The organism is uncultured Roseobacter sp., assembly GCF_947499265.1.
Lineage (GTDB): Bacteria > Pseudomonadota > Alphaproteobacteria > Rhodobacterales > Rhodobacteraceae > Roseobacter.
On sequence record NZ_CANMNK010000004.1, the window covers coordinates 215409 to 238646 of the forward strand.

Sequence of the window (23238 nt, forward strand, 5' to 3'; positions counted from 1 at the left end):
ATGGGCGCGGGGGTCATACAAAATCAGGGCGAGGGCACGCGGCGCAGACGTCGCGGGCGCGGTAAGCCGCAGCCGATGTCCGAGATCAATGTCACCCCTTTCGTAGATGTAATGCTGGTGCTGCTGATCATCTTCATGGTGGCAGCGCCCCTTCTGACCGTGGGGGTGCCGGTCGAGCTGCCCAAAACCGCCGCTGGCGCTTTGCCTGCAGATCAGGAAGAGCCGCTGACCATCACGATTACCGCCGAAGGCAGCCTGCAGATCCAGACCACCGAGACCGCCCGAGGCGAATTGATCCCGAAACTGCGCGCCATTGCCGCCGAACGGACCAGTGATCAGGTGTTTCTGCGCGCGGATGGTGCGGTGCCCTATTCCCGGGTGATGGAAGTGATGGGCGCGCTGAACGCGGGTGGGTTTTCCAACATTGGGCTGGTGACGGATATCGGCGGGCCCACGCTCGACGGCCAGGATGGGGCCGCTGGCGGGGCGGATCGGTAGGGCCGAGGTGCATACCGGTCATTATATCTCGGGCGCGGGTCACACCTTGTTGATCGGGTGGCTCATCTTTGGCGATGTCTTTGCCGCTGAACCCCTGCCGTTTGAGGCAAGTGCGGTCTCGGTGATTTCGGGCGCGGAATATGCCGCGATGGTTGCCGCCGGACAAGCGCCACAATCGACCACCGAAGTCGCACAGCCTTCCAGCCCCGAAGTCACCCCGGATGCGCCGGAGATTGCGGCGACCGATGATGCAACAACCGAACAGACGCCCCCCGCGCAGGCGGAAACGCCGGATGCCGAGGATGCGCCGGATGTGTCGCAGCTGGCCCCGCCGCAGGCCGATGTGAGTGATGAGGCGCCAATCTTGCCGGAACCTCCTGCGGATGTGGCCGTCTTGGTACCTGAGGTCAGCGATACACCTGTCCCGGAGGCTTCCGAACGCGTTGCGCCCGAAGCCGTGGCTCAGCCCGACCCCGAAGCCATACCAGACCCGGTGGAGCAGGAAGCGGTGGTTCCAGATGAGGCGGGGGAGACACCTGAAGATCCCGCTGAAGCCACAGCGCCCGAAGCCGCCGCAACAGAAATCGTGACCGAGGCGGAAAAGCCGAGTGCTTTGCCGACCACATCCGCCCGGCCTCCGGCGCGCCGACCGGAAGCGCCGGTAGAGACGGCGCAACCGGCTGAAACCCCCGAACCCGAGACGCCCGCCGCGGAACCGCCCTCCGACACTACTGAGGATGCGGTGGCCTCCGCGCTTGCCGAAGCGTTGGCTACCGAGTCTAGTGCACCATCCACGCCGCAAGGCCCGCCTCTGTCGGCGGGTGAAAAGGAAGCCCTGCGGGTAGCGGTCTCCAGCTGTTGGAACGTCGGCTCGCTGTCCACGGACGCGCTGGCGACAACCGTGGTGGTCAGTGTTGCGATGTCACAGGATGGCAAGCCGGTCACCTCGTCAATCCGCATGGCATCGAGTTCCGGCGGCGCCGAGCAGGCCGCGCGTCAGGCCTTTGAGGCGGCACGTCGCGCAATTATCAGATGTGGCGCAAAAGGTTTCGAATTACCCGTAGAAAAATATAGTCAGTGGCAGGATATTGAGATGACGTTCAATCCCGAAAGGATGCGTATCAAATGAGACTTCTGGGAATGATGCTGGTTGCGGCCCTTGGATTGACCGCAATGCCCGTAAGCCAAGCGCAGGCGCAAAGTGACGGCCCGTTGCGGATCGAGATCACCGAGGGCGTGATCGAACCCTTGCCCTTTGCCCTGCCGATCTTTGAAGCGGAAACCGGCGATGCTGGCGGTCTGGCAGCACAGATCAGCCAGGTGGTCTCCGCCGATCTCTCGGGCACCGGGCTTTTCCGCGAAATTCCGGCAAATGCCTTCATCAGCAACATCAGCAGCTTTGCAGCCCCCGTTCAATATGCCGATTGGAAAGCGATCAACGCACAGGCGCTGATCACCGGGGCGGTGGCCGTCCAAGGCGGGCAGTTGAACGTCAAGTTCCGCCTCTATGACGTGTTCTCCGGGGCCGAGATGGGCTCGGGCCTGCAATTCACCGGTACGACCGACGGTTGGCGCCGTATGGCCCATAAGGTCGCGGATGCGGTCTATAGCCGGATCACCGGCGAGGGCGGGTATTTCGACAGCCGGGTGGTCTATGTGTCTGAAACGGGCGGCAAGGATGCGCGGCAGAAGCGGCTGGCGATCATGGATTACGACGGGGCCAACGTGCAGTACCTGACCGACAGCAGCGCGATTGTTTTGGCCCCGAGGTTTTCGCCCAACGGCGACCGCGTGCTCTACACCAGCTATGAAACGGGTTTCCCGCGCATCTATGTGCTGAACGTGGGCTCGGTGCAGCGCCGCGAGTTGGAGAGCCAGGACGGCACCATGAGCTTTGCGCCCCGGTTTGCCCCCGATGGGCAGAACATCGTTTTCTCGCTGAGCCAGGGCGGCAATACCGATATCTGGGCGATGAATATCGCCGGGGGCGGGGCCACGCGGCTGACCTCCACGCCGTCGATTGAAACCGCGCCGAGTTTTTCGCCCGATGGTAGCCAGATCGTCTTTGAAAGTGACAGGTCCGGCTCGCAACAGCTCTACATCATGCCTGCAGGCGGCGGCGAGGCGCAGCGGATCTCCTTTGGCCCCGGGCGCTATGGCACGCCCGTCTGGTCACCGCGTGGGGATCTGATCGCCTTTACCAAGCAGAACAGCGGACGGTTTCATATCGGCGTAATGCGCACGGATGGATCCGAAGAACGGCTTTTGACCGCCTCTTTCCTAGATGAAGGGCCGACATGGGCCCCGAACGGTCGTGTGATCATGTTTACTCGCGAAACCCAGGGAGAAGGCGGGCGCTCGTCGCTCTATTCCGTTGATATTTCAGGCCGTAATCTGCGACCCATCAGTACGCCGGATGGCGGGTCGGACCCGTCATGGTCGCCTTTGCAGAATTGACCCCCTTGAAATCGTTTCCATGGGCGTCTGCCTGTGATAAAACACCAATAAAATAACAACCAAACTTGGAATATGAGGCAGAGACCATGACAACGACAGCAAAAATTCTTCTTCTGGTTGCGGGCCTTGCGCTTGCGGCCTGTACCGACCCGAGCCGCCTGGGCGGCGATGGCGCCGGCGGGGGTATCGGCGGTGCGGGCGGCCCCATTGTTCCGGGCAGCGCCAATGACCCGACATCTGCGGCCTATTTCAACCAGACCATCGGTGACCGGGTGCTTTTTGCCGTGGATCAGTCGAACCTGACACCTGAGGGTCAGGTGGTTCTGGACGGGCAGGCCACATGGCTGCTGACCAACACAGATTTTACCGCGATCATCGAAGGGCACGCGGACGAACAGGGCACCCGCGAATACAACGTCGCATTGGGTGCCCGCCGCGCCAATTCCGTGCGCGAATATCTGGTGTCCAAGGGGGTTGCGGGCAATCGGCTGCGCACCGTCAGCTACGGCAAGGAACGCCCGATCGAGATTTGTTCCAACGAGGCCTGCTACGCCAAGAACCGCCGCGCGGTGACGGTGCTGGCGGGTGGATTGACAGGGTAACGCCATGCGGATCCTAGCTGCACTTGTAACCTGTATCGCCCTGGCCCCGCTGAGCGCGGCGGCGCAGAACGATCAGACCCTTGCGGACATCCGTCAGGAAATGACGGTGCTCTACGTCGAAATCCAGAAGCTCCGGCGCGAGTTATCGACCACGGGCGCGCCGTCCGTGGATCAGACGGGCGGCTCCGTGCTTGACCGGATGAACGTGATCGAAAGCGAGATGCAGCGGCTGACCTCCAAGACCGAGGAGCTTGAGTTCCGCATCAATCGGATCGTCGAGGATGGCACCAACCGGATCGGTGATCTGGAGTTCCGTCTGGTGGAGCTGGAGGGTGGCGATATTGCCGCGCTCGGCGAAACCACCACCCTTGGCGGTGATGTTGCCACAACCGCGACGCCCACGCCCGGCGCGGGTAGCGCGCCGGTCCTCCCGGAAGGGGGCACGCAACTGGCCGTTGGCGAAGAGGAAGATTTCAAAAAGGCGCAGGCTGCCTTGGCGGAAGGCGATTTTCAGAACGCGGCCGCGCTGTTTGCCACGTTCAGCGCGACCTATCCGGGCGGGCCACTGGCGGCCGGGGCCGACCTTGGCCGGGGCGAAGCGCTTGAAGGTCTGGGGGACACGCGCGAGGCCGCCCGCGCCTATCTGAACAGTTTCAGCGTGGATCCGACGGGCCCGGTGGCGCCACAGTCGCTTTACCGTCTGGGCCGGTCCCTTGGCGGGCTGGGACAGACGCAGGAGGCTTGCATCACGCTGGGCGAGGTTGGATTGCGGTTCCCCAGCGATCCCGCCGCAGAACAGGCCCGTACCGAGATGCAATCGCTGGGCTGTGCATGATGTAATGCCTCCGGATCCGGGCGGGGTGTTGGCAAAACACCTGCTGCCCAATCCGCCAAGCGCCCTTGGCGTTGCGGTCTCCGGCGGCAGCGATTCCCTCGCTCTTTTGCATTTGCTGCATGATTTCGCTGGCGTTCATGGGACGCAACTGCATGTGGTTACGGTGGATCACGGGCTACGGTCAGAAGCGGCGGAAGAAGCGGCTTTTGTCAAACGCATTTGCAGGGATCTGAAGCTACCCCATGAGATTGTGCATTGGACAGGGTGGGACAATCACGGAAACCTGCAGAACGAAGCCCGCCGGGCCCGGTATCGGCTGATTTCGGAATGGGCACGTGAACGCGGCCTGCGGTTTGTGGCGTTGGGCCATACCTGTGATGATCAGGCAGAGACGGTTTTGATGCGCCTGGCGCGCGGTGCCGGTGTGGATGGCCTCGCTGCCATGTCACCGCGCCGAACGGCTGACGGGATTACCTGGATTCGTCCCCTGCTGACCATTCGCCGGGCCCAGCTGAGAGGCGAATTGCAAGCCCGCGGTGTTGCCTGGTGCAACGACCCAAGCAATGACGACACGCGATATGACCGTATCAAAACCCGTCAGGCTTTGGCGGTGTTGGAACCCCTTGGCATCGACGCGCAGACGCTGGGGCAGGTGGCCTTCAACATGGCGCGCGCGCGGGATGCTCTGGCATGGCAGGCGTTTCTCTCCGCCCGGTCGATGGTCACCATTGATGCGGGCGCGGTCTGTATCGACTGGCGCGCCTACAGAACCCTGCCGGATGAGACGGCACGCCGCATTCTGGTGAGCGCGATTGGCTGGGTTGGCGGGTCAGAGTACCCACCGCGCCGCAAGGCCGTTCTGGGGATGATAGAGGCGCTGAAACAAGGTGTGACCGCGACCCTTGACGGTTGTCAGACATGGCGTGATCCCGAGAAGCTCTGGGTGTTTCGGGAGTTTAATCCGGTGCGCGACCTGACCTGTCCGCTGAACGAGGTATGGGATGGCCGATGGCAGATGCGGGGAGGCGCGATGGATGGGGCCGCCCGCATCGCGGCCCTGGGCTCCGAAGGATTGACCCAGATCGAGACTTGGCGCGAAACCGGCAGGCCGCGCGCGCTCTTGTGCAGCACGCCAGCGATCTGGAAGGGGTCCGAAGTGGTTGCGGCACCCTTGGCGGGCTTTGCCAACGGATGGCACGCGCAGCTGGAAAACGACGAAGAAGCATTTTTTGCCGCACTTTTATCGCATTGAACATGTCGGCACAGTGTCTATCTTAGTCGGGTGGTGGTACCATTGCGGTGCGCACCACGCGCATATTTAGGAGAATTTCGTTGGGTAACGCACGCAACATCGCCTTTTGGGTCGTTCTGTTCCTTCTGATCCTGGCTCTGTTCAATCTGTTCAGCGGCCCCGGCAGCACATTGCAAAGCCGCGAGATCAGCTATTCTGAGTTCGTGAATGCGGTGGAATCCGGCAATGTCAGCAATGTCACGCTGGATGGTGAGCAGGTGCGATTCCGTCAGGAGGACGGCGTCGATTACATCGCGATCAAGCCGGAAGACGCTGAAATCACGAGCCTTTTGATCGAAAACAACATTGCCGTGCGGGCTGAGCAACAACAGCAGTCAGGGTTTCAGACCTTCCTGATGTCACTCCTGCCGTTCCTGCTGCTGATCGGTGTCTGGGTTTACTTCATGAACCGGATGCAGGGCGGTGGCAAAGGCGGCGCCATGGGCTTTGGCAAATCCAAAGCCAAGATGCTGACCGAAAAGCATGGTCGCGTGACCTTTGACGACGTGGCGGGAATCGATGAGGCCAAGGAAGAGCTCGAAGAAATCGTTGAATTCCTGCGTAATCCGCAGAAATTTAGTCGATTGGGCGGGAAAATTCCGAAAGGCGCGCTGCTTGAGGGCCCTCCCGGCACCGGTAAAACACTGCTGGCGCGCGCGATTGCGGGCGAGGCGGGTGTGCCGTTCTTCACGATCTCCGGTTCCGATTTTGTTGAAATGTTCGTTGGTGTGGGGGCGTCCCGTGTCCGCGATATGTTCGAGCAAGCCAAGAAAAACGCGCCCTGCATCGTCTTCATCGACGAGATCGACGCTGTGGGTCGTCACCGCGGGGCGGGCTATGGCGGCGGCAACGACGAGCGTGAACAGACGCTCAACCAGTTGCTGGTGGAGATGGATGGCTTCGAGGCCAACGAAGGCGTGATCATCATCGCCGCGACCAACCGTAAAGACGTGCTCGACCCCGCACTGTTGCGCCCGGGCCGTTTTGACCGTCAGGTGACCGTCGGCAATCCAGACATCAAGGGCCGTGAGAAAATCCTCGGTGTGCACGCCCGTAAAACACCGCTTGGACCAGACGTGGATCTTCGGATCATTGCGCGCGGCACACCCGGTTTCTCAGGTGCCGATCTGGCAAACCTCGTGAACGAGGCTGCATTGGGCGCGGCTCGGGTCGGACGTCGTTTCGTGACCATGATCGATTTTGAGCAGGCCAAGGACAAGATCATGATGGGGGCTGAACGTCGCTCCATGGTGATGACGCCTGAGCAAAAGGAAATGACCGCTTACCACGAAGCCGGGCACGCCCTTGTTGGGATGACCCTGCCGAAATGCGATCCGGTCTACAAGGCGACGATCATTCCGCGCGGTGGTGCGCTTGGTATGGTGATGAGCCTGCCGGAGATGGATCGCCTGAACATGTTCAAGGATGAATGCCACCAGCGTCTGGCCATGACCATGGCTGGTAAAGCCGCTGAAATTCACAAATACGGTGAAGAGGCCGTATCGAATGGTCCGGCGGGCGACATCATGCAGGCCTCCGCCCTGGCACGCGCGATGGTGCTGCAATGGGGCATGTCGGACAAGGTGGGCAACATCGACTATTCCGAAGCGGCCCAGGGGTATCAGGGCGCAACGGCGGGATTCTCCGTCTCTGCCAACACCAAGGAGACGGTGGAGGAAGAGGTGCGCCGCTTTATCCAGGATGGATACGACTGGGCGCTGAAGATCATCGTGGAACGCGAGACCGAATTCGAACGTCTGGCACAGGGTCTACTGGAGTATGAGACGCTGACCGGCGATGAGATCAAACGCGTGATGGACGGCGAACCACCGGTGCCCCCATCGGATGAAGCGGACAAGCCTGACAGCGGATCAGCGCCAAGCGTCACCGGCATTCCCAAAGCCAAGGCGAAGAGCAAAAAGGCGCCACCATCGGATGGTGGTCTGGAGCCTGAACCTTCGACCTGATCACGCGGCGCGATGGTGCCGTCACAAAAAATCATGAGGCCCTGCTTCGGCGGGGCCTTTTCTTTTGCATGGGTCTTTGGTCAGATCACTCCTGAACCAGAACAGGAGTTGCCTTGTGCCCGCGCTATTGCCCACACACTTCACCGGAACCGTCACATGGTTGGGCCGGGTCATCGACAGCGAAGAGACCCTGCGCGCGGAGGGGCTCAAATCCGCAGAGCTGACCTTTGCTGGCATTGAAGGCGAATGTCATGGCGGTCTGACGCGTCCGTCTTGCGTCCGCACAAAGGCGCAGTATCCCAAGGGTACCGAAATCCGGAATGTGCGGCAGCTTTCTGTTCTCTCTGCCGAAGAACTGGCCCTGATCGCCTCGGAAATGGGGCTGGATGAGATGAATCCCGCCTGGATGGGCGCATCGATGGTGATCGAAGGGATCCCGGATTTCAGCCATGTCCCACCCTCCTCGCGGCTGCAGGTGCCCAGCGGTGCCAGCATCACCATAGACATGGAAAACCGCCCCTGCATCTACCCCGGTCGCGAGATTGAAAAGGACCGTCCGGGCTTTGGCCCGGCCTTCAAACCCGCGGCGAAAAACCGGCGTGGCGTGACAGCCTGGGTGGAACGGGAAGGATCCATCGCGGTTGGCGATACCGTCACATTGCACATTCCGGACCAGCCCGTATGGGCGCATTTTGGGGACGTGCGTACGTAACATTCGTTTCCGAAACGAAACGATTGGCGCGCTTCCCGCCGCAAGACGTCTTGGAAATGTCGGAATTGCCCTTCTGTGCGCACCTGCGCGCTCGTATGCATGCTCCAGCAACATTGCCGTGCGCGGCATTTCAACGGGGATTCTCTCATGGCTTACAAAACTGACATCGAAATCGCGCGTGAAGCGTCGAAAAAACCGATCCAGGAGATTGGCGCGAAACTGGACATCTCCAGCGACGACCTTTTGCCCTATGGCCATGACAAGGCAAAGGTCAGCCAGTCCTTCATCAACTCCGTGCAGGACCGTCCCGACGGCAAGCTGATCCTCGTGACCGCGATCAATCCGACGCCAGCCGGTGAGGGCAAGACCACGACAACCGTGGGCTTGGGCGATGGCCTGAACCGCATCGGCAAAAAGGCCGCTGTGTGCATCCGCGAAGCCTCCCTCGGGCCAAACTTCGGCATGAAGGGCGGTGCTGCTGGCGGTGGCTACGCGCAGATCGTGCCGATGGAAGAAATGAACCTGCATTTCACCGGCGACTTCCACGCGATCACCTCCGCGCATTCGCTGCTGTCGGCGATGATCGACAACCACATCTACTGGGGCAATGCGCTTGAGATCGACACTCGCCGCGTTGTCTGGCGCCGTGTTGTGGACATGAACGACCGTGCGTTGCGTCAAATCACCACCTCTCTGGGCGGTGTCGCCAATGGCTTCCCACGCGAAGCCGGTTTCGACATCACCGTGGCCTCCGAGGTCATGGCGATCCTGTGCCTGTCCAAGAACCTCGATGATTTGCAGAAACGTCTGGGCGACATGATCGTGGCCTACCGGCGTGACCGCTCGCCCGTTTTCGCGCGTGACATCAAAGCCGATGGCGCGATGACCGTGCTCTTGAAAGACGCGATGCAGCCGAACTTGGTGCAGACGCTGGAAAACAACCCCGCCTTTGTGCACGGCGGCCCCTTCGCGAATATCGCGCACGGCTGTAACTCCGTGATCGCCACTACAACGGCCCTGAAACTGGCGGATTACGTGGTGACCGAAGCGGGTTTCGGCGCGGACCTCGGGGCCGAGAAATTCCTCAACATCAAATGCCGCAAGGCCGGGCTTGCCCCGTCTTGTGTTGTGGTTGTGGCCACCGTGCGCGCGATGAAGATGAACGGCGGCGTCGCCAAAGCGGACCTGGGTGCGGAAAACGTCGATGCGGTGAAAAACGGCTGCGCCAACCTGGGTCGTCACATCGAGAACGTCAAATCCTTCGGCGTGCCGGTGGTGGTCGCCATCAACCACTTTGTCACCGATACCGATGCGGAAGTGCAGGCGGTCAAAGACTACGTCGCAAGTCAGGGGTCTGAGGCAGTTCTGTCCCGTCACTGGGAGCTCGGTTCCGAAGGATCAGCTGATCTGGCCACCAAAGTTGCCGAAGTCATCGATGCGGATGAGGCGAATTTCGCGCCGATCTACCCTGATGACATGAGCCTTGCGGAGAAGATCAACACCATCGCGACCAAGATCTACCGTGCCGACAGCGCCCAGATGGATCAGAAAATCCTCAACCAGCTTAAGGATTGGGAAGATCAGGGATACGGCAACCTGCCGGTCTGCATGGCGAAAACCCAGTATAGCTTCACCACCGATCCCAATGAGCGCGGTGCGCCCACAGGGTTTGACATTCCGGTACGCGAAGTCCGCCTGAGCGCAGGGGCCGGATTTGTGGTGGCAATCTGTGGTGAGATCATGACGATGCCCGGTCTGCCGCGCGTGCCGTCGGCTGAAAACATCAAACTCAACGCAAATGGTGACGTCGAAGGCCTGTTCTAAGGCCAAGGCGTCACCCGTGATGTGAAAAGGGGCAGCAAAAGGTTGCCCCTTGCGCCTCGCACCGCCAAGCTGCGCGTCATGACATTCAAGGAGACCATGATGACCAGATTGATTGCCGTGCTGTTCGCGGTGGTGTTTGCGGGGGCTGTGGCCGCGCAGGATCGCTACGTTGGATATTACTACCCCAAGGTCACGTCTGAGGAGACATTCGACCGCGTCGTGCGAGCCAGTCAGGGGGCGGGCAAGGCCGTGCGCATCGATTTTGTGAATGTCCTGACCACGGCGCAGCTCGATACGCCGGAAAGCCCGCGTTTCGTGTTCTTTTCCAAAGGCGAAACCTCCTCCACACTCATTCTCACAGCGCTTGATGATGAGGTTTTCTCGACCCTCTACCGAGCCCGCGCGATAATGGCGCAGATGACAGTTGCGGTGCGTCAGGGTGGGTTTTTCCGGCAGGAAGAACTGCAATACGTCGCAACGTTTTACGATTTGCTGCAGCTGATGCAGTTCGACGAGTTGGTGATCACAGATGGTCACTCATGGGCCCATAAGGTCACTTTCAAACGACAATAGGAAGACAACAGATGCCAGCCAAGATCATCGACGGAAAAGCTTTTGCTGCCACAGTACGCGCCCAGGTCGCAGAGCATGTGACCAAGCTCAAAGAGGGCCATGGGATCACCCCCGGCCTTGCCGTTGTCCTGGTGGGCGAAGACCCTGCAAGCCAGGTCTACGTCCGCTCCAAGGGCAAGCAGACCGTCGAAGTGGGTATGAAATCTGTTGAGCACAAGCTGGATGCGGAGACCTCCGAGGCGGATCTGTTGGCGGTGATCGATCAGCTGAACAATGATCCTGAGATCCACGGGATTCTGGTGCAGCTGCCGCTGCCGAAACACCTTGATGAGGATCTGGTGATCAATTCGATTGCGCCGGAAAAGGATGTGGACGGGTTCCACATCTCGAACGTCGGTCTGCTGGGTACCGGCCAGAAATCCATGGTGCCCTGCACGCCACTGGGCTGTCTGATGATGCTGCGCGATCATCATGGGAGCCTGTCCGGTATGGATGCCGTGGTGATCGGGCGCTCTAACATTGTGGGTAAGCCGATGTCACAACTGCTGCTGGGGGATAGCTGCACGGTGACCATCGCGCATAGCCGCACCAAGGATTTGCCGGATGCCGTGCGCCGGGCCGATATCGTTGTGGCTGCCGTCGGGCGCCCCGAAATGGTACCGGGGGATTGGATCAAGCCGGGTGCCACGGTGATTGACGTTGGCATCAACCGTCTGGATGCGCCGGAGCGCGGCGAGGGCAAGACACGCCTCGTCGGCGATGTCGATTACGAAAGCTGCGCCGCAGTGGCGGGCGCGATCACCCCCGTACCGGGTGGCGTGGGGCCAATGACAATCGCCTGCCTGCTGGCGAACACGGTCACGGCCTGTTGCCGGGCCAATGATCTGCCGGAGCCTGAGGGGCTGACCGCTTAAGCGCTAGAGCGGTACCGGCACCATCGTGCCCTGCAATACCGCGATCAGCTTTTCCGTGTTGTCTTTAATGGCGTGAACCTCGGAGGTCACCACAACCAACCGCCTGCCGGGTTTCACCACCCGGCCGGTGGCCCGGAGGAAATCCCCCTTGGCGGGGGCCAGCAGATTGATCTTGATCTCCGCCGTCACCACCTCGCTGTCCAGCGGCAGGGTGGTCAACGCCGCATAGCCTGCGGCACTATCGCCGATGGAAAAGGTGAGGCCCGCGTGGCCAAAACCCTGCTGTTGCAGCGATCCCGGCAGGAGCGGCGCGGTGATCACGACGGTGCCCTCGGCGATGCTGTGAATTTCGGCCCCCAGAGTGGTCATCATGCTCTGCGCGGCAAAACTCTTTTGGATGCGGGCCTTCTGACGGTCTTCCATCGCGTTTTCCTATCGTGGCATTGGCACACAGGTGGGCACGGGGCCGGTGAGAATGGCAAGCGCTTTTGGCCCCAGCAGATGGCCGAGAACATCGCTGTGGCTGCGCAGCCCGCCGGTGTAGGTGCCGTAAGCCGGCAGGATCAAGCGATCGTCATCATAGAGGAAAGCGGGCCGCGAAATGCGCCGCCCGCGGGTCTGAATCGCCGCTTTTGGATGATAGTGGCCTGAGACCTCTGCGGTGCAGCCGGGCGCTGCGATGTGCCGAAAGGTCAGTGCGCCGAGCGTGATGTCTTGCAGGTGTTCGCCGCCAAACTCAATTGGACCGGGATCGTGGTTGCCCTCAATCCAGATCCAACGGCGCCCCGCCTGCAAACGCGCGATCCAAAGGCGTTCGGCTTCGGGTAGCGTGGCCGCCGCCATCAGGTCATCGAAACTGTCGCCCAGACAGATCACGATGCGCGCCCCGGTTTGATCCAGATCTGCCGCCAGCCTGGCGAGCGTATCGCGGGTCTCATAAGGTGGCAGCGACTGCCCACTGCGGCGCGCAACCCGCTCGGATTTGCCCAGGTGCAGGTCTGAAACGCATAGCATTTCGTTCTCGGGCCACCAGAGCGCGCCAGAGCCAAGCGCCTTGATAGCCGTTCCAGCGAAGGTAAAGGGATGGCAGTTCATGATTTGTTCATGGCGCATCAGCGCGTGTGTTGCAAGCCGTTCAATATCCGACACGCCAGCGCGGCGTGTTGCTTGGCTGTGGCGTGATATCGGCGATGCCAGCGCTTTCCATCAGCCGTGCGGCTTCCTCGGCCAGCAGCCTTTCTTCCGCGGCGCCTTTCACAGGCACGCGCCCCATCTCCAAAAACATTGGGGCAGCCAGCGGTGTCACGCGCGTCAGCTTCAAATGATCAATGCGGCCTGCAACCCGTTCCGCCATCTCTTCGATCCGGCCGAAATCAACCAACCCGCGCAGGGCCTCCTCGCGGGTGATGTCCAGCAGCAGATGACCGGGATCATATTTTTGCAAAGTGTCGTAGAGGATGTCCGAACTGAACGTGGCTTGCCGACCGGATTTCCGGGCTGACGGGGTGTTGCGCTGGATCAGCCCTGCGATGGTGGCGCTGGCGCGAAAGGTACGCTTCATCACCGCATTGCCCGCGAGCCAGGTTTCCAATCCATCTTGCAGCGCGTCGAGATCAAACAGGGGGGCAGGCGTCTCAACAGGATCTAGTCCCCAGATCAAGGTGGCGTAATCTGTGGCCACAAACCCCATCGGGTTCAGGCCCATTTCTTCCATACGTTTGGTCAGCAGCAGCCCCAGCGTCTGTTGCCCATTGCGCCCGGCAAAGCCGTAAATTACGGTCTGTTCGCGACCGTCATGTGGAAAGCTCTCGATCAGCAAGCGGCCGGGTTTCGGTAACTGGCTGACCTCCCGCTGCAGGGCCAGCCATTCCGCGGTATGGGCGGGGAGTTCCGGCCACTCCGCCTGCTGAAACATCTCGATCACACGCGCGCTGAGCTGTGTCGAGGTGGCGAATTTGGTGCCCATGAACGTGGCAACTTTCGGTTTTTTGGCCGCATTGCGGCTGACCTCAACGGTCATTTCGCGCAACCCCTCGTAGCGCACGATCTGTCCCCCGATCAGAAACGTATCACCCGGCGTCAGTGAAGCGGCGAAGCCTTCTTCGATCTCGCCCAGTGGTTTGCCGCCCCGATTGCGGCGCAGCCGGACTTTCAGGGTGTCGGTGTCCTGAATGGTGCCAATGTTCATGCGGATTTTCTGCGCCGCGCGCGGGTCTCGCAACTGCCACAACCCGTCCGGGCGCTGTTGCAGCCGTTGCCATTGGTCATAGGCCCGCAGCGCATAGCCGCCTGTTGCGCAAAAATCGAGGCAGGCATCGAATTCTGCGCGGATCAACGCAGCGTAGGCGCCGACGCTGGTGACCTCATGAAACAGCGCATCCGCCTCAAAAGGGCCCGCCGCGGCGGTGATCAGGATATGCTGGCAGAGCACGTCGCGCGGCCCGGAACCGCGCGGATCACCATCCAATTCGCCTGCACGCACGGCTTCCAGGGCTGCCACACATTCCACGACCTCGAACCGGTTGGCGGGGACCAGCAGCGCCTTTGAGGGCGCATTATATCGGTGATTGGCCCGACCGATGCGTTGGATCAGCCGTTTGACATTCTTGGGGGCACCGATCTGAATGACCAGATCCACATCCCCCCAATCGATGCCAAGATCGAGGCTGCCGGTGCAAACAATGGCGCGCAATTCACCGCGCACCATCGCGCCCTCGACCCTTTCGCGCTGCTGGCGGTCGAGGGAGCCGTGGTGGATGCCGATCGGCAGACCGTCGTCATTGGCAAGCCATAGATTATGAAAGAAAATCTCCGCCTGCGCGCGGGTGTTGTGAAAGATCAGCGTGGTTTTGTGTTTGCGGACTTCCTCCAGCACAGCCGGGATCGCGTAAGCGGCGTTCCCCCCGGACCAGGGTGGTGCCTCATGCGTCGTCAGCATGGAAATATCCGGTGCCGGGCCGGGGTCTGCGCGGAGGATGTCACAGGCATCCGGATGGCGCGCGAGTTGCTGGGCGATCGCGGCTGGATCTTCCACGGTGGCCGAGAGGCCCACACGTCGCAGATCAGGGCAGAGCCGTTGCAAACGCCCCAGGGCGAGCATCAACTGGTCGCCACGCTTGGATTCGGCGAGGGCGTGGATTTCATCGACAACCACGCGCTTGAGACCCTTGAACATGCGCGGCGCGTCCTCGTAAGAGGCCAGCAAAGCCAGGCTTTCCGGTGTCGTCAGCAGGATATGTGGCGGGTCGGCGCGCTGGCGCTTCTTGCGGCTGGCAGGTGTGTCACCGGTTCGGTCTTCGATGCGGATGGGCAGGCCCATCTCGGTCACCGGGGTGGTAAGATTGCGCTTGATATCAGCGGCCAGCGCCTTCAGCGGCGAGATGTAGAGCGTATGCAGACCGTCGTGCGAGCCTTCGGCGAGATCGACCAGCGTGGGCAGGAAACCGGCCAGCGTCTTACCACCCCCGGTCGGCGCGATGAGCAACAACGCAGCGGCATCGGCGCGGTCCAGCATGGCCTGTTGGTGCGGGTGGATAGCCCATCCCTTCTCGGCGAACCAATGGGCAAAGATGTCGGGAAGCGCGCGCATGATGGGCAGTGTAGCGCAGGAGGCCACAGGGAAAAGCCCCAGCCGTAAAAGAGGGAAGCGGCATCGATCTTTTTGTTCGATGTGTGTTCGACTTGCCTATGCGGCGATATCAACTTGGGGTCAGCATTGCATAAAACTGATTTCGGGCGCAGTTATTTGACATATTCTGCCCCCGGTGTTGATGGCGCTGTAGATCGGCCTTGGCGGGCGTGCGTCGACGTTGACACTTCGATGCACCCAATTGCGGTTTTCCATGGATTTCAGGGACTGCGACAAGGCACGATCGGTGATCGTCAACAGGCTTCGTCTGATATCGTTGAAGTGGCTTGGCGTATGGAGCGATGCCAATACCGGCAATGTCCAGGCCCGCCGCAGTAAATCCTGATCTTCGTCTTGGGAGACGCTGTTAATCTTATGCGCGATGGCTGCAGACTCTTTGCCGAATTCGGTGAGCCGAAACTCTGGTCTCAGCGGATGACCATGCCCCGGGTTCCGCTCCAGCAAACCAAGCTCAATAAGATGTTCCATGCTCTGGGCGAAAGACGTCCTGCTGGCACCTGTTGCGGTCAAGAGTGTCGCCTGCCGTCCGGGAATCCCTGCATGCAGGCTCGACAAGATGGGCAATGCCCAGGCCTTAGACGTGACGTTGACAAAAAGCTCTATGTACATAAAGTATAGTTAGTATACTTCGCATCATAGGGAAAGACGATGTCGCTCATTTCGCTGGAAGACACCATCACCATCGCTCTGTCGGTCAAAGATCGTCATGCAAGTGCCAAGTGGTATGAAAACATGCTCGGATTTCAGACCCTCTATCATGCGGATGAAGCGGGCTGGTCCGAACTTCGGACCAAAACCACAGGTGTCACCCTTGGCCTGGGCGAGCATACCAAGCCCGCTCCCGGCAACTGCGTGCCCGTTTTCGGGATCGGCGATCTTGATGGCGCGCGCCACAAATTGGAACAGGCGCAGGTCAAGTTTGATGGCGAAACAGATGTCGTCGAGGGCATGGTCAAGACCGCAACCTTTTACGACCCCGATGGCAACGCGCTCATGCTTGCGGAAGATTTGACACAAGGCGCGTGAGTGATCACGCCGGACAAAGCAAAGCCGATGTTTGAAAGCTGGCAGTCACGGCAAGCTTGAGGGCCAAACCGCGACTGCACAATATGTGGCGGTTTCCGATCACTCGGCGGCGTGCCGCGGCTCGATCATTTCACGATGTGCTCGTCCTTCACGAACATGTTGGCCCAGGCCCGGTCGATCAGCTCCGGTGACATCTGGTAGGGGATGCCTTCGAAGTCGCAGATAGAGATCATCTGGTCGATCAGGAAGATCGGCTGATAATTCGCGTAGATATTGTCGATCTCGGGGTATTTGACCTTCAGCAGGTGCACCAGCGTCGCCTCGTCCAGCGGCATTTTCCGCTTCTTCGCGACCATCGCAAAAATCTTGAGGAAGTTTTCCTGATTGGGCCCGTCGATCTTGATCTTGAAAAAGATCCGGCGCAGGGCCGCCTTGTCAAAGATTTCATTCGGGTGGAAGTTGGTGGAGAAAATCACCAGGGTGTCGAAGGGTACTTCGAATTTCTCACCCGATTGCAGGGCGAGGATGTCCTTGCTTTCTTCCAGTGGTACGATCCAGCGGTTCACCAGCGACTGCGGCGGTTCAGCCTGACGGCCAAGGTCGTCCACGATGAAGATACCACCGGTGGATTTCAGCTGCAGCGGCGCCTGATAGGTCCGCGCCGTGGGGTTGTAGACCAGATCGAGCATGTTGAGCGACAATTCACCACCGGTGATGACGGTGGGGCGCTCGCATTTCACATAGCGCATGTCGAATTTGGTCGCACGGCGCAGTGAATTTGGATCGTCTTCTTCAATCGGCACGGCGGCATGCACGATGGGGTCATACACGGTAATCACCTGACCGGCGTATTCGATGGCGCGGGGAACAAAGACATTGTCGCCAAGCGCATCGCGGATGCCGTTGGAGATCGAGGATTTACCATTGCCGGGGGGGCCGTACATCAGGATCGAGCGGCCCGCGGAAACCGCAGGCCCCAACTGATCCAGCAACATATCGGGCAAGACCAGATGGCCCATCGCGCCGGTCAACTGACTGCGGGTGATCTGCATGTTGCGTACGGACTGGCGTTTGACCTGCTCGCGGTAGACATCGAGCGGCACGGGCATCGCACCGAAGTATTCCGACTGGGCCAATGCATCAAGCGCGCGCGCCTTACCCTGCTCCGTCAGCTGATAGCCCATTTCATTGCCATTGTTGGCGTTAAGCGTGCCGGTCGCTTCCAGCAGGCGCTGCTCGCGGGCCATGTCCACCAGTTCCTGCGTGACCGGAATGGGCAGGCACACCGCCTTGCTGAGATCGCTGACCATATCCACATTCTTGCGAAACATCGTTTTCAGGACGATGTCGCGCATCATGACAGTCGACAGCTTCATCTCGTCCAGCGTGCGTGGCGGTGGCGGTGCCATGACATTGGCGGTTTGCATGTTCATTTTGGGGCCCTCAATAACATCCGTCTGCTCAGAGCGCGCAGAGCGCGATCAGAGTGACGATAGAGGGTGAAAATGGCGTAAATCAGGCACCATTAAGGGCACCGAGGATCAGATAGAGGGCAAGTGTCATACCAAGGGCGAGGCCCATGGGAAACTTCTTGCCTTGATCCCAGCTTTGCCAGTTCGGTGCCAGCTTTCGCAGCGGTGTATGCCGCGCGATGCGATGTGTCACAAAGGCCGCCAGGAGTGAGGCCGCCAGCAGGGCGATCACCAATCGCAGATCGCCAAGCGCCACGTAAGGCGCTGATGCGGCAATGAATTTCGCATCACCCGCCCCCATGGTGCCAGCCGCATTCAGCAAGATGCCAAAGGCGAGCATGATGCCCAGTTGCGCCAACCGCCAGAGGTAGACATCAAAGCTGGGCATCGCGATCAGACCCAAAACCGCAAAGACGCCTGCGAGCGCCAGCACGGCCTTGTTGGTGATCTTCATGCGCGAAAGATCCGTATAGGCCACATAGACGCAAAGCGGCAGCACAAACGGCAGAAACCACCAGGCGGAGTAGGCTGTAATCGCCATTTAGGTTTCGAGGGCTTCCAGCGCGCGTACTGCGGCGTCAAAATGCTGCGGGTGCGTCTCAATCGCGTCGCGCAGCAGACCCTTGCCCACGCTCACATCGCCTTGCTTGATCGCCGACAGGGCCATTGTGTGCAACAGTTGTGCCCGTTCAGATTGATCCATCGGGATCACGGGCAGGTTGTAGTCACGCTGTGCGCCACGGGCCAGAACGAGGTTGTTCTTGGCGGTGAAAAGCGTTGGGTCTTGACGGATGGCTTCGCCAAAAAGACGCTCGGCCTCTTTGTAGTCGCCGCGTGTGAGCTTGGAATAGCCCCAGTTGTTCAGCACGCCCGACGGTTTTGTCGTCAGGCCGGTTGCGATCTCGTAGAAGCTGTCGGATTTGGTCCACTCTTCATTGCTGTCAGCCAACATCGCCTCCAAACGGTAGCGGTTGAAGGTTTCGTGGGTGGGTGGCAGGGCATCAAGTGTTTGCTCTGCCTTGGCCCAATCACCGGTGCGGATCAGCGTATCCGCGAGGTTCACGCTGTCCTCTGCGGTCGCTTCTTCCATTTCGGTGACTCGCTCCCAGGCAGGTGCGGCTTCGGAGAAGCGTTTCGCACGCACCAGCGAATAGGCCAGTCCGCGCTGCAGGTCGATGCGATCGGGCTTCTCCTTGGCGGTGCGGCTGAAATAATTCACCGCCTCATTGGGATCCGCGACGGTTAGCATGACATCACTGAGATTGGATTCATCGACCACGTTCACGTCCTGAAAGGCACGTTCCACGGTTTCATCGTCTTTTTCGGCGCAGCCTGCGATGAGAACCACACCCGCCAGACAAGCGGACAGAAGGATAGGGTGGCGCATTTTGTGCGTCCTTTTACTGCTCTTACCTCAATTATGGCGTCGGACGTATCAGAAATTCACTGCTGCCGCGCCGAACCAACTTATAGTCGTCGGTTTCAACTCTACTTGTAGCAGAATTTTCAGATTTTGCGAGCGCTAAGCGCAAGTTGTCTCGAATTGCGACACTTTCGCCATTGTCGAGCGCGAAGGCACGGCGGAATATCTGTTCCGCCTCGGCGGTTTTGCCAGCTTCCATGAGGACGACGCCGAGGTTGTTCCAATCCTCCGGTTGCGCTCCTTCGGTGTCGATGGCACGTCTGAGCAGGCTTTCAGCCTGACCCAACCGTCCAAGCCCGAGGTTTGCACTGCCCAAGCCGGAGAGGATTTCAGCGTCGATCTTGCCACGGTCGAGCGCTGCGCGGTTGAAGGCTTTGATCGCCAGTTCGTATTCCCCGGCGGCAATCAGCCGGTGCCCGACCTCAACACCGTCCACGGCCTTTGCGTCAAGGTCCACGCCGGGCGCGTCAACCTGACCTTCAGGAATGGCATCGCCGCCCGGCGCGCAGGCGGCGAGACTTAGGCTCAGCAAAAGCAAGGCGGCGGGCGTGCGCACCCGCCAGTGCCTTTTGGTCATTAAGGTCCGCCCATATTTCCAAGTTGCGTGATGCCATGCGCCGAAGGTCCGACCAGGATGATCAGCAGCGGCGGCACCGTTAGCATCATTGTTGCAAGGGTCATCTTGGTTGGCAACTTGTTTGCGGCCTCTTCGGCGCGCATCACACGTTTATCCCGCATCTCGGCGGCATAGACCCGCAAGGCCTCGGCGATGGAGGTCCCGAAAGTGGCCGACTGAACCAGCACGGTCACGAAGGAGGACACATCCTGTACGCCGCAGCGCTCACCCATATCGTTCAGAACGGTTGTCTTGTCCTTACCGGCCTTCATTTCATAGGCAACCATATCAAATTCCTGCGCCAGCGCGGGGTAGGAGGCGTGCAGTTCACGCGCAACCCGTACGATGCTCTGGTCCAGGGACTGGCCTGCTTCCACACAGACCAGCATCATGTCGAGGCTGTCTGGAAAACCTTGGGTGATCTCTTCCTTGCGCATATCGATGCGGCGCGTAATCCAGTAGGTGGGCAGGTAGTAGCCGCAGAAACCGGGCACGACGAAATAGATCATCATCTTGTTGCTGCTGAAGCCCTCGCCGCCATCCAGCAGGATGAGGTAGATGAAGGCACCCAGAATGCCCAGAATGCCCAGGGCGAACTGCGCGAAGTGAAAGAACCGGACCGCGTCCTTGCTCTGGTACCCGGCCTGACGCAGTTGCAACTGCTTCTTGCTCAGCTCGGCAACGTCTTTCGGCTCCAGGAAGCTTGCGAATTTTTGCAACTGCTCGTTGCGTTCGCCCTGGCGCAGCCGTTGTTGTGGCTCTTTTGAAGCGTCGGGAGTCTGGACCGATCTTTTCAGCTTGGCCATCGGATCTTCGGGCTGATTGAGCATCAGCGCGACGGTCACGGCGACCATGATCAGGCCAACGGTGCCCAGCAGGATCATCGGCCCCAAGGGGCCCAGAAGATCGACAATCATGGTGTTTACAGACTTCAGCATTTCCATTGGATCAGTTCCTTACACCTTGATGTCGGTCAGAATGCGCATGACCAAGAGGTTCAGCGCGAGCAGAATGCCCACCACGAAACAGGCCGGAATGAACCATGCGTGGTCGCGCACCTCATCGTAGTAATTCGGATCGCCGATGTTGATGACGATTAAGGCCACAACCGGGAAACCCGACAGGAACTTGCCTGACCATTTGGCCTCGGCCGTGATGGCTTTCACCCGACGGAAAAGGCGGAAACGGGCGCGGATGACCTTGGCCAGACCGGCCAGAATTTCTGCGAGGTTACCACCAGAGGTCTGCTGAATGGTCACGGCGACCGCAAGGAACCGCAAGTCCTGCATGTCCAGACGTTCCGCCATTTCCTTGAGCGCATCGCCCACGTCACGGCCGTAAGCGGCCTCATCCGCGATCATCCCGAATTCCGAGGCCAGAGGGTCCTGAACCTCTTTGGCGACGATCTGAACAGCGGAGGTAAAGGGGTGCCCCACGCGCAGGGAGCGCACCATGAGTTCGACCGCATCGGGCAGTTGTTCTTCGATCATCGACATGCGTTTGTTGGCCTTGGCGGAGACCCAGAAGTATACCGCACCCACACCAATACCGACGGAGAGAAGGGCACGCACCCCAACCTCGGTCTGTGTGCCGACGGTCAGACCCATGAAGGCCACGCCGCCCAAAAGCGCCATGATCATGATCAACTGGCGCGGGGTGAATGCAATCGCGGCTTTCTGCGCTTTTTCTCCCAGAAGCGAATAGAGCGGGATCGAGCGCGATTTCATGTGCTGCTGCATTTCCTTGCGCAGCTTTTCGAGCACTTCCTCGCGGCCATTGCCCTTGTCGAGCATTTCCAACCGGCGGTTGACGCGGCTGTTGAGGCTGATGGATTTGCCGAAGGTGACAAGATAGAGACCTTCAACCAGCGCCAGCACGCCAATGAAGATCAAGCCATAGATAATTGGTTCTGCACTCATAATCCTGATCCTTATTCGGCCGCGATGGGTTCATAGATGGAAGGCGGCAAATCATAGCCCCACATGCGGAAGCGTTCGGCGTAGGCAGAGCGCACGCCAGTGGCCGTGAAGTGGCCGATGATCTTGTTGTCCGGGGTCAGCCCGACACGCTGATAGCGGAAGATTTCCTGCATGGAGATGACCTCGCCCTCCATCCCGGTGATTTCGGTGATGGAGGTCATGCGCCGCGAGCCGTCCTGCAAGCGGGAGGCCTGAACGATGAGGTTCACAGCAGAGGAGATTTGCGAGCGCACCGCCTTGAGCGGCATCTCGATCCCGGCCATGGCGATCATGTTTTCCAGACGGCTGACACCATCGCGCGCGGAGTTGGCGTGGATCGTGGTCATCGAGCCGTCGTGGCCGGTGTTCATGGCCTGCAGCATATCGATGACTTCCTCGCCACGCGTCTCGCCGACGATGATCCGGTCAGGGCGCATCCGCAGGGCGTTTTTCAGACAGTCGCGGGGGGACACCTCGCCTTTGCCTTCCACGTTCGGCGGGCGGCTTTCCATCCGGCCCACGTGGGTCTGCTGCAGCTGAAGTTCCGCCGTATCCTCAATGGTCAGGATGCGTTCAGCGTTGTCGATGAAGGAGGACAGCGCGTTGAGCGTCGTGGTTTTACCGGAACCGGTACCGCCGGAGACGATCACGTTGAGGCGTGTGGCCACCGCCGCTTGCAGATATGCGGCCATTTCCTCGGTAAAGGCACCGAATTGCACCAGATCATCAATGCCCAGCTTGTCTTTTTTGAACTTCCGGATGGAAACCAGCGACCCGTCGACTGCAACAGGTGGCACCATCGCGTTGAAACGTGAGCCATCCTTGAGGCGGGCGTCGACATAAGGGTTGGACTCGTCCACACGCCGACCAACGGCGGAAACGATCTTGTCGATGATCCGCAGCAGGTGCCGCTCGTCCTTGAACGTGATGTCGGTGAGTTCCAGCTTGCCGGAGCGTTCCACGAAAATCTGCTGTGGTCCGTTGACGAGAATATCGTTGACGGTTTCATCCTTCAGCAGCGTCTCAAGCGGGCCGAGGCCGGTCACTTCGTCATAGAGCTCGGAAGTCAGGTTCTGACGATCCTCGCGGTTGAGAACAATGCTGCGTTCCTCAAGGAACTCGCTGGAAATGGCGCTGATTTCCTGGCGCAAGTCCTGTTCTGTCGCATGTTCCAAAGCGGACAGGTTGAGATTGTCCAAGAGCACACGGTGCAGATCCAGCTTGATCTCGCCCATGCGTTCCTTGCGCTTGCGCTCCTTGTCCATCGGCGTGACCTGCGCAGACCCCTGCGGTGCAGACTTGCGGGTGACCCCGCTGGGTTGCGCCGCGGCAATATCCGCAACCGGCGCTGCGTCCTTGGCGGGGGCGGGCGGGGTGCCTGCCGATGGTTTTTTGTACTTGGAGAACATGCGCGGTTTCCT

Annotated in this window: 23 protein-coding genes; 12 read left to right on the top strand and 11 right to left on the bottom strand. The window is 60.1% G+C overall.

Annotation, left to right across the window (positions count from 1 at the left end):
* From tolR to folD, 11 genes are all read left to right on the top strand, one after another.
* Positions 1-498: a protein TolR gene (gene tolR / locus Q1A63_RS11985; RefSeq protein WP_298972165.1), complete on the top strand. Its 498-nt coding sequence runs from the start codon at positions 1-3 to the stop codon at positions 496-498.
* Positions 470-1627, top strand: coding sequence for an energy transducer TonB (locus tag Q1A63_RS11990; protein ID WP_298972168.1), 1158 nt, complete (start codon positions 470-472; stop codon positions 1625-1627). Before tolR ends, Q1A63_RS11990 begins: the two co-directional genes overlap by 29 nt.
* Positions 1624-2955, top strand: coding sequence for a Tol-Pal system beta propeller repeat protein TolB (gene tolB / locus Q1A63_RS11995; protein ID WP_298972171.1), 1332 nt, complete (start codon positions 1624-1626; stop codon positions 2953-2955). Before Q1A63_RS11990 ends, tolB begins: the two co-directional genes overlap by 4 nt.
* Before the next feature lie 86 nt (positions 2956-3041).
* Positions 3042-3557, top strand: a complete 516-nt coding sequence (gene pal, locus Q1A63_RS12000; protein WP_298972173.1) for a peptidoglycan-associated lipoprotein Pal — start codon at positions 3042-3044, stop codon at positions 3555-3557.
* Between the two features lie 4 nt (positions 3558-3561).
* The gene (ybgF, locus tag Q1A63_RS12005) at positions 3562-4392 is read left to right on the top strand and encodes a tol-pal system protein YbgF (RefSeq protein WP_298972175.1); all 831 of its coding nucleotides are present in this window, start codon (positions 3562-3564) and stop codon (positions 4390-4392) included.
* A gap of 4 nt (positions 4393-4396) precedes the next feature.
* Entirely contained in the window at positions 4397-5644 is a 1248-nt protein-coding gene (gene tilS / locus Q1A63_RS12010) for a tRNA lysidine(34) synthetase TilS (protein WP_298972178.1), read from the top strand.
* Positions 5645-5724: 80 nt separating this feature from the next.
* Complete coding sequence (ftsH, locus tag Q1A63_RS12015) at positions 5725-7650, top strand: ATP-dependent zinc metalloprotease FtsH (protein WP_298972180.1); 1926 nt, start codon at positions 5725-5727, stop codon at positions 7648-7650.
* 115 nt (positions 7651-7765) lie between these two features.
* Entirely contained in the window at positions 7766-8362 is a 597-nt protein-coding gene (locus tag Q1A63_RS12020; protein ID WP_298972182.1) for an MOSC domain-containing protein, read from the top strand.
* Between the two features lie 147 nt (positions 8363-8509).
* The gene (locus Q1A63_RS12025; protein ID WP_299631710.1) at positions 8510-10186 is read left to right on the top strand and encodes a formate--tetrahydrofolate ligase; all 1677 of its coding nucleotides are present in this window, start codon (positions 8510-8512) and stop codon (positions 10184-10186) included.
* 99 nt (positions 10187-10285) lie between these two features.
* Positions 10286-10759 (top strand): hypothetical protein, encoded by a 474-nt coding sequence (locus Q1A63_RS12030; RefSeq protein ID WP_298972187.1) that lies wholly within the window; start codon positions 10286-10288, stop codon positions 10757-10759.
* Between the two features lie 11 nt (positions 10760-10770).
* A complete protein-coding gene (gene folD / locus Q1A63_RS12035) occupies positions 10771-11673 on the top strand; it encodes a bifunctional methylenetetrahydrofolate dehydrogenase/methenyltetrahydrofolate cyclohydrolase FolD (RefSeq protein WP_299631712.1) in 903 nt (300 codons plus the stop codon).
* 3 nt (positions 11674-11676) lie between these two features.
* On the opposite strand, the gene Q1A63_RS12040 is transcribed toward folD, so the two are convergent.
* From Q1A63_RS12040 to Q1A63_RS12055, 4 genes are all read right to left on the bottom strand, one after another.
* Positions 11677-12096, bottom strand: coding sequence for a PaaI family thioesterase (locus Q1A63_RS12040; RefSeq protein WP_299631714.1), 420 nt, complete (start codon positions 12094-12096; stop codon positions 11677-11679).
* A 9-nt stretch (positions 12097-12105) separates the two neighbouring features.
* Positions 12106-12768 (bottom strand): ligase-associated DNA damage response endonuclease PdeM, encoded by a 663-nt coding sequence (pdeM, locus tag Q1A63_RS12045; RefSeq protein ID WP_299632100.1) that lies wholly within the window; start codon positions 12766-12768, stop codon positions 12106-12108.
* A 40-nt stretch (positions 12769-12808) separates the two neighbouring features.
* A complete protein-coding gene (locus Q1A63_RS12050; RefSeq protein ID WP_298972194.1) occupies positions 12809-15262 on the bottom strand; it encodes a ligase-associated DNA damage response DEXH box helicase in 2454 nt (817 codons plus the stop codon).
* 120 nt (positions 15263-15382) lie between these two features.
* Positions 15383-15931, bottom strand: coding sequence for a winged helix-turn-helix transcriptional regulator (locus tag Q1A63_RS12055; protein ID WP_298972197.1), 549 nt, complete (start codon positions 15929-15931; stop codon positions 15383-15385).
* Positions 15932-15970: 39 nt separating this feature from the next.
* Between Q1A63_RS12055 and Q1A63_RS12060 the strand changes: the two genes are divergently transcribed.
* Entirely contained in the window at positions 15971-16348 is a 378-nt protein-coding gene (locus Q1A63_RS12060; protein WP_298972200.1) for a VOC family protein, read from the top strand.
* Positions 16349-16473: 125 nt separating this feature from the next.
* Here Q1A63_RS12060 and Q1A63_RS12065 read toward each other — a convergent pair whose 3' ends face one another.
* The 7 genes from Q1A63_RS12065 to Q1A63_RS12095 all read right to left on the bottom strand — a co-directional run bounded on the left by Q1A63_RS12065 (position 16474) and on the right by Q1A63_RS12095 (position 23226).
* Positions 16474-17781, bottom strand: a complete 1308-nt coding sequence (locus Q1A63_RS12065) for an ATPase (RefSeq protein ID WP_298972206.1) — start codon at positions 17779-17781, stop codon at positions 16474-16476.
* An 82-nt stretch (positions 17782-17863) separates the two neighbouring features.
* Complete coding sequence (locus Q1A63_RS12070) at positions 17864-18361, bottom strand: prepilin peptidase (protein WP_298972209.1); 498 nt, start codon at positions 18359-18361, stop codon at positions 17864-17866.
* Entirely contained in the window at positions 18362-19207 is an 846-nt protein-coding gene (locus Q1A63_RS12075; protein WP_298972211.1) for a tetratricopeptide repeat protein, read from the bottom strand.
* A gap of 31 nt (positions 19208-19238) precedes the next feature.
* The gene (locus Q1A63_RS12080; protein WP_298972213.1) at positions 19239-19820 is read right to left on the bottom strand and encodes a tetratricopeptide repeat protein; all 582 of its coding nucleotides are present in this window, start codon (positions 19818-19820) and stop codon (positions 19239-19241) included.
* A complete protein-coding gene (locus Q1A63_RS12085; protein ID WP_298972215.1) occupies positions 19820-20803 on the bottom strand; it encodes a type II secretion system F family protein in 984 nt (327 codons plus the stop codon). Before Q1A63_RS12085 ends, Q1A63_RS12080 begins: the two co-directional genes overlap by 1 nt.
* Before the next feature lie 12 nt (positions 20804-20815).
* On the bottom strand, positions 20816-21778 hold the full coding sequence (locus Q1A63_RS12090; protein ID WP_298972216.1) for a type II secretion system F family protein: 963 nt from the start codon (positions 21776-21778) through the stop codon (positions 20816-20818).
* A gap of 11 nt (positions 21779-21789) precedes the next feature.
* Positions 21790-23226 carry a CpaF family protein gene (locus tag Q1A63_RS12095; protein ID WP_298972219.1) on the bottom strand — a complete coding sequence of 479 codons (1437 nt, stop codon included), beginning with the start codon at positions 23224-23226 and terminating at the stop codon, positions 21790-21792.
* Positions 23227-23238: the final 12 nt, after the last annotated feature.